Origin of the sequence: Psychrobacter sp. FME13 (genome assembly GCF_014861395.1) — a bacterium.
GTDB lineage: Bacteria > Pseudomonadota > Gammaproteobacteria > Pseudomonadales > Moraxellaceae > Psychrobacter.
Map to the genome: position 1 here is coordinate 21,796 of NZ_RRYV01000034.1, position 6,555 is coordinate 28,350.

The 6,555-nt window shown below is 42.3% G+C and carries 7 protein-coding genes; 6 read left to right on the top strand and 1 reads right to left on the bottom strand.

Annotation, left to right across the window (positions count from 1 at the left end):
• Positions 1-15 precede the first annotated feature (15 nt).
• From folE2 to thrS, 5 genes are read left to right on the top strand one after another with little or no spacing between them, the layout of a single operon-like run.
• On the top strand, positions 16-918 hold the full coding sequence (gene folE2 / locus EI164_RS06540) for a GTP cyclohydrolase FolE2 (RefSeq protein WP_192519178.1): 903 nt from the start codon (positions 16-18) through the stop codon (positions 916-918).
• The gene (hisI, locus tag EI164_RS06545; protein ID WP_192519179.1) at positions 906-1,364 is read left to right on the top strand and encodes a phosphoribosyl-AMP cyclohydrolase; all 459 of its coding nucleotides are present in this window, start codon (positions 906-908) and stop codon (positions 1,362-1,364) included. Before folE2 ends, hisI begins: the two co-directional genes overlap by 13 nt.
• A complete protein-coding gene (locus tag EI164_RS06550) occupies positions 1,354-1,914 on the top strand; it encodes a carbonate dehydratase (RefSeq protein WP_192519180.1) in 561 nt (186 codons plus the stop codon). Before hisI ends, EI164_RS06550 begins: the two co-directional genes overlap by 11 nt.
• Complete coding sequence (locus EI164_RS06555) at positions 1,904-3,274, top strand: dihydroorotase (RefSeq protein WP_192519181.1); 1,371 nt, start codon at positions 1,904-1,906, stop codon at positions 3,272-3,274. Before EI164_RS06550 ends, EI164_RS06555 begins: the two co-directional genes overlap by 11 nt.
• A gap of 58 nt (positions 3,275-3,332) precedes the next feature.
• On the top strand, positions 3,333-5,348 hold the full coding sequence (thrS, locus tag EI164_RS06560) for a threonine--tRNA ligase (protein WP_192519182.1): 2,016 nt from the start codon (positions 3,333-3,335) through the stop codon (positions 5,346-5,348).
• Positions 5,349-5,409: 61 nt separating this feature from the next.
• Here thrS and EI164_RS06565 read toward each other — a convergent pair whose 3' ends face one another.
• Positions 5,410-6,309, bottom strand: coding sequence for a LysR family transcriptional regulator (locus tag EI164_RS06565; RefSeq protein ID WP_192519183.1), 900 nt, complete (start codon positions 6,307-6,309; stop codon positions 5,410-5,412).
• A gap of 133 nt (positions 6,310-6,442) precedes the next feature.
• On the opposite strand from EI164_RS06565, the gene EI164_RS17475 reads away from it, so the two are divergent.
• On the top strand, positions 6,443-6,555 hold a 113-nt coding region (locus EI164_RS17475), incomplete at its 3' end, for a transposase (protein ID WP_413038447.1).

Sequence of the window (6,555 nt, forward strand, 5' to 3'; positions counted from 1 at the left end):
GAGTTTTGCATATTAATGATTAATGATCTTCCTGATATTTCTGCGAACCTAAAAGCACCGCCCAATTCTGCTTGTTTAGACTGGGTCGGCATGGAACATATAGCCCTACCTATTTATATTGAAAACACACTTTGTCCAAGCGATATAAGCGCTTTTGTTAGCCTAGATGATCCTGCTATCAAGGGCATCCATATGTCTCGGTTGTATATCAAGTTACTAGAATTGGCCAAATTAAAAAACCTTAATACCTCCCACCTCAAAGAGACATTGCAGGGCTTTCTCAACAGCCATAAGGGGTTATCTAATCATGCAAAGCTACATATAAAAAGCCAGCTATACGTCGAACGGCCAGCATTAATCAGTCCGCTAACTGGCTGGAAGAGTTACCCCTTTGAGCTATCCTGCCAGCTTATTGACCGTCAGTTTTTCGTGGAAGTTCAGATTGAGGTTCCTTACTCATCTACTTGCCCTTGTTCGGCGGCCCTATCACGCAGCTTAATTCAGCAGCAGTTTCAAAAAGCCTTATCCGAAGAGCGATTCGATCTGACCAATGCAGCAGAAGTTATCGATTGGTTAGGGACTACCGAGGCCATTGTTGCAACACCGCACAGCCAGCGTAGCGTCGCTCAATTACAGTTTAAGCTATCCACTGCTGTATCTGAATTGTCGCTCATCGCCCTCATTGACCAAGCAGAACACGCCCTTGCCACACCTGTACAGACAGCGGTAAAGCGTGTCGATGAACAGGCTTTTGCACTGGCAAACGGACAAAACTTGATGTTCTGCGAAGATGCAGTACGGCGGCTACATCATACATTCTTGGACTATGCCAATATTTTAGGATTTAAATTCAAAGTCATTCATGCAGAAAGCCTGCATGCCCATGACGCGGTCGCAGAAGGCTCATGGCAATGGTAAATACAAACACGTCTATTTTTCTGACCATGGAACACGGCAAAAAAGGCCAAGAGTACTGCTTTGATACGGTTATGAGTCATATTCCTTGGAATGACCAAGGATTAATAGCCGCAATCGCACAAGACGTGCAGACCAAAGAGGTGTTAATGATGGCTTGGGTCAATGCCGAGGCACTCATAGAAACCTTAACCACTAAAAGGGTCTGCTATTGGTCACGTTCCAGACAAACCTTATGGCGAAAAGGAGAAAGCTCTGGGCACCATCAGCAGCTGATCGATGCCAAATTAGATTGTGATGGTGATGCGGTCTTGTTTTCCGTTCAGCAGCATGGCGCTGCCTGTCATACTTTTCGACCCAGTTGTTTTTATCTAGGCTTAGAATTGACACGAGTATCAATCTTAAGCAATCCTTTATCCAATACCAATAAGACCTCTTATGATTCGTAAAAACCCATCCGGCGACCTTCCTATCATTCACCAAACGGCCTATGTCGACCAAACGGCTATTATTTGCGGCAAAGTGATTATTCACGCCAATGTCTTCATTGGGCCTTATGCCGTGATCCGTGCTGATGAAGTAGATGCACAAGGTGAAATGGAACCTATCATCATCGGTGCCAACTCAAACATTCAAGACGGAGTGGTTATTCACTCTAAAGCTGGAGCTGCCGTCACCATAGGAGAAAACTCTTCTATCGCTCATCGCTCTATCATTCATGGACCTTGCGAAATTGGACATCATGTCTTTATTGGCTTCAATAGCGTTTTGTTCAATTGCAAAGTCGGTAATAGAAGTGCCGTGAGACACAATGCTGTGGTTGACGGACAAGACTTACCTAATAGTTTTTATGTTCCCGCTATCAGCCATATTCATGCCACGACTGACTTGAGTGACTTCCCCCCGATGGACATATCTATTAGCGAGTTTTCAGAAAGTGTGGTGAGTACCAACATCGAGCTGGTGCAAGGATATAAGGCCTTACATAATGAGTTTTAGTAACCTAACATTTGATAATCTACCAAAAATCATCATTCGTAATGCTGTGATCGTAAATGAAGGCATTCAAAAAACGAGTGATGTACTGATAGAAAATGGCCGCATCCAAAAAATACAATCCAGTATTACAGGTATCTCTGATGCAAAAAACATCGATGCTGAAGGTGGCTGGCTCATTCCAGGGATGATTGATGACCAAGTACACTTTAGAGACCCTGGGGCACCGCAAAAAGGCACTGTAAAATCAGAATCGATGGCAGCGGTAGTTGGTGGTATCACAAGTTATATGGACATGCCCAATACACAGCCTGCGACACTGGATTTGAATGCACTTCATCAAAAGAAGCTAAACGCTGCCACGCATAGCATGGCAAATTACGCTTTTCACTTCGGTGTCAGCGCCGACAATATAGATATCATCGAACACCTAGACCCTAAGCTCGTTAGTGGCGTTAAAGTGTTTATGGGCGCATCGACAGGTAACATGCTGGTCGATGACCCACAAACCCTAGAGCGCTTATTTTCAAATGTACCCACTATCTTACTGACCCATTGCGAGTCAACGCCTCGTATCAGAACGCGTGAGCAACACTATAAAGAAAAATACGGTGACGACATTCCTGCTGTAATGCATGCCCGTATTCGTGACAAACAAGCTTGCTTTGAAAGCTCAAGCATGGCGGTTGCGTTGGCTGAAAAATACGGTACGCAGCTACACGTATTGCATATCACCACAGCCAAAGAGATTCGTCTGTTTAAAAACCTACCACTCGATAAAAAGCATATTACCGCTGAGGTTTGTGTGCATCATTTAAGTTTTGATGATACGGATTATGAAACATTAGGACACCTCATCAAATGTAATCCAGCCATCAAAACAGCACAAGATCGTCAAGCGTTGATCCAAGCGGTATCAGAGTCCAATCGTTTGGATATTATTGGCACTGACCACGCACCGCACACTTGGCAGGAAAAGCAGCAAAGTTACTTCAATGCACCAGCTGGATTACCCCTTGTGCAACATGCTTTACCTGCACTGATGGAGTTGGTTGCGGACAAACAGATGAGTATCGAAACCATGGTACGCAAGACATCGCATCAAGTGGCAGACTTGTTTCGTATTAAAGACCGAGGCTATATACGTGAAGGCTATTGGGCAGATTTAGTATTGCTCAAAGAAAACAAAGAAAAAGTCATGGTCAGTGACACTCATAACTATATGCACTGTAACTGGACGCCTTTTGCACATAAAGCTTTTCGATATTCTGTAGCCACCACCATCATCTCAGGACAGCTTGCATGGCATCAAAACCAGCTGTTCCCAAACTGCCGTGGTCAATCTCTTGAGATCGACCGTTAGGGTCTATTGAACATTCAACAAACGCTAATCACTATAATTACTAATTGATAGATTACTTATGAATATCCAAATAACCAGTCACCAAAACGCTCAGCAACTTTCAATTGACGACCCTATATCGATTGCGACTTTACTAGCAATCTATAAACCGCCTGCTTATAAAAAGGTGTTTTTGGCTAAAGTTGATAGCCAATATGTTGACTTACAACATCTTATAACTGAAGACTGTCACATCCAGCTGATCACCGCTCAAAATGATGAGGCGTCGATACTGCAACGCGATTCATTTGCTTATCTGCTGGCAAGGTCGGTTTTACACTTATATCCAAACGCCAAACCTGTACAGTATCAAACTACAGATACTGGTTTTTATTATGACTTTGCAGAGACGCCTAATTTCAACGAAGATCATCTCCATGAAATCTCAAACGTCATGCAAGACATGGTTCAAAAAAAGCAGCCTATAGCAAGTGGCTATATTTCTCTAGCTGATGCTGTCACTTACTTTAGCTTAGAGAACCCACTGAAATCAGAATACTTAAAACAATGTATTTTAAAGCAACAAAGCTTAAAGCAACATAGTTTGAAGCAGTGTAGAGAACAGAGCGCATCGATAACGACTTTGTTTCAACCACATACACATAATGGCAGTGGTAGCATGAAAGATGTTTATCTGTCCCCTTTGGTTGCAAATACTTCATTTTTGCCACACTTCAAAATTACTCATGTATCAGGCGCCTATTGGCAAGGTGACGCGAGTCAACCTATGCTACAACGAATATATGTCACCTGCTGGGCTGCTCGAAAACAACTGACCGATTATTTGAAACAACAAGCAGAAGCAGCAAAAAGAGATCATAGAAAACTGTCACAGCAACTGGATTTATTACACTTTGACGAACGAGCCCCAGGGGCTGTTTTTTGGCATGCGAAAGGATGGAAAGTCTTTCAATTACTAACGGGATATTTGCGTCATCAACAAGAAGAAGCAGGATACACTGAGGTCAATACACCGGATGTCATGGATCGCGAATTGTGGGAGATTTCAGGGCATTGGCAGAATTACAAACAGCAAATGTTTTCGGTAGAAACCCCTGACGAAAAAACCTACGCGTTAAAACCGATGAGTTGTCCCGGTGCAGTCTGTCTCTATGGTCATGATCTAAAAAGCTATAGAGAACTGCCTCTCAAAATGGCAGAGTTTGGTAAAGTTCACCGTTATGAGCCTTCAGGTTCGCTGCACGGCTTGATGCGCGTTCGGCATTTTACTCAAGATGATGCGCATATATTTTGTACCAAAGATCAGCTTCTATCAGAGTGTGTCAGTACCATCCGCTTGATTTATAAAATCTATCAGCATTTTGGATTTGATAATATTTCTATCAAAGTATCTACCCGTCCAAAAAACAGAATAGGATCTGAGCAAATATGGGACTTTTTAGAACAGACCCTAATTCAGTCTTTACAAGACATTGATATCGCTTATGAGGTCAGTGAAGGAGAAGGCGCATTTTATGGCCCTAAAATAGAATTCACGCTAAAAGACGCGATAGGCAGAGAGTGGCAATGCGGCACTATTCAAGTAGATTTAAACCTGCCAGAGCGCTTTGATCTTAGCTATATTAACGAAGATAACCAAAAACAAAGGCCGGTGATGCTACACCGCGCTATATTTGGTTCGCTTGAGCGGTTTATCGGTATTTTGATTGAGCATTACGCAGGTCACCTACCCTTTTGGCTTGCTCCTGTCCAAGTGATGATAATCACTATTTCTGAAAATCAGCAGGCTTATGCCAATCAAGTTTTAAAGCAACTAAAAGATTTATCGTTGCGAGTGGAATGTGACTTTGGTAGAGACAAACTTGGCTATAAAATTCGCAAGCATACCTTACAGAAAATACCATTTATTTTACTGATTGGAGAAAAAGAGTTAGAGCAATCTAGTGTTAGAATCCGTACCAGTAAAGGTACGGACTTAGGATTACTGCCGATAGATGAATTAGCAGGTTTTTTTGTAACAACAGTGGGCAGCCAAACTGCAGATGAGTACATTAAAGAAACGATAGTCAGTTAAACTGAATAAAGAGGCTGTTTATCATATACCTCTTAGGGTGTGTCTTCATTTTAGGCACGCTCTAATGGGCATGAAAGTACTTTTTTAAGACTTCTAAGCAACGAATAATCTTAGCTGGTTGCTGTTCAGCATTCAAGGTAACTGCATATAATACAAAGCTTGGTAATTGATACCCTGTCAAAACTTCAACGAGCTCACCACTTTCAAGCTCTTTTTTGATATCCATTTCCATCATTCTTACCAAACCATGACCTTCTTTGGCCAAAGTAGTTGCCATAAAGACATTATTGGTATAAATGTGTGAGTTCATTTTTATGCGCGTTTTTTTGCCACTTTCTGTTTGAACCATATCAATCTGGTTAGCATCCTTCATGATTTCAATACAAATTAGCTGATGATTTGCTAGATCTTTAGGTGTTTGTAGCTTAGCATGTTGGCGTAGATATTGTGGTGAGGCAACGAGCATCTGACGCACATCAGTCAGTGGATGATTACTCAGGCTGGAGTCGTTTATCGAAGGACTCATACGGATTGCAATATCAATGCGCTCATCAATCATATCAACATAATGGTTGTCTGCCAGATAAGTGAGACTCAGATCATCATGTGCCGCCATCCACGTAGAGAGTGCAGGCAAAATATGATTGACACCCAACTCAGGAGTTGTCGCCACACGCAAGCTACCCGCTAACTCATCACGCAACTGATTGACTTTAATTTTACCTTGTTCAGCAGCACTCACCACATCCTTGGCTGCTTCATAAAAGCTTTCACCAGCTTCTGTTAGACTAAGTTTTCGGGTTGAACGATGAAGCAGTACCACACCCAAATCATTTTCTAAGGAACGAATTTGTTGGCTGACTGCACTGGTAGTAATACCTAGCTCACGAGCTGAACCACTAAAAGAACCGTGTCCGACCACACTGGCGAACACGGCCATACCGCGTAAATTCTCTAACATACTTTCACCTAAGCTGTATTTCAGTTTTTAATATAACTTAACTATTATAACGAATTTTTGGTGGTGTATCAAAAAGTATGCTGGAGTAATAAAAGAAGGGTGACAGCCGAAGCAAGATGATATATTTGAGGTTATGAAGACACAAATAGATATCAGCTGCCCCGACTGTCACAGTCCCAGTTTTTCGATACACGGCAAAAAAAGCTATGGCAAGCAGAACTACCAGTGCAAGGACTGCAAACGTCA

Bases quoted from the DNA above. Each gene is read 5' to 3' on its own strand.
- EI164_RS06550 (WP_192519180.1), top strand. From the start codon at position 1,354: ATGATTCGTAAAAACCCATCCGGCGACCTTCCTATCATTCACCAAACG.
- folE2 (WP_192519178.1), top strand. From the start codon at position 16: ATGATTAATGATCTTCCTGATATTTCTGCGAACCTAAAAGCACCGCCC.
- hisI (WP_192519179.1), top strand. From the start codon at position 906: ATGGCAATGGTAAATACAAACACGTCTATTTTTCTGACCATGGAACAC.
- thrS (WP_192519182.1), top strand. From the start codon at position 3,333: ATGAATATCCAAATAACCAGTCACCAAAACGCTCAGCAACTTTCAATT.
- EI164_RS06565 (WP_192519183.1), bottom strand. From the start codon at position 6,309: ATGTTAGAGAATTTACGCGGTATGGCCGTGTTCGCCAGTGTGGTCGGA.
- EI164_RS06555 (WP_192519181.1), top strand. From the start codon at position 1,904: ATGAGTTTTAGTAACCTAACATTTGATAATCTACCAAAAATCATCATT.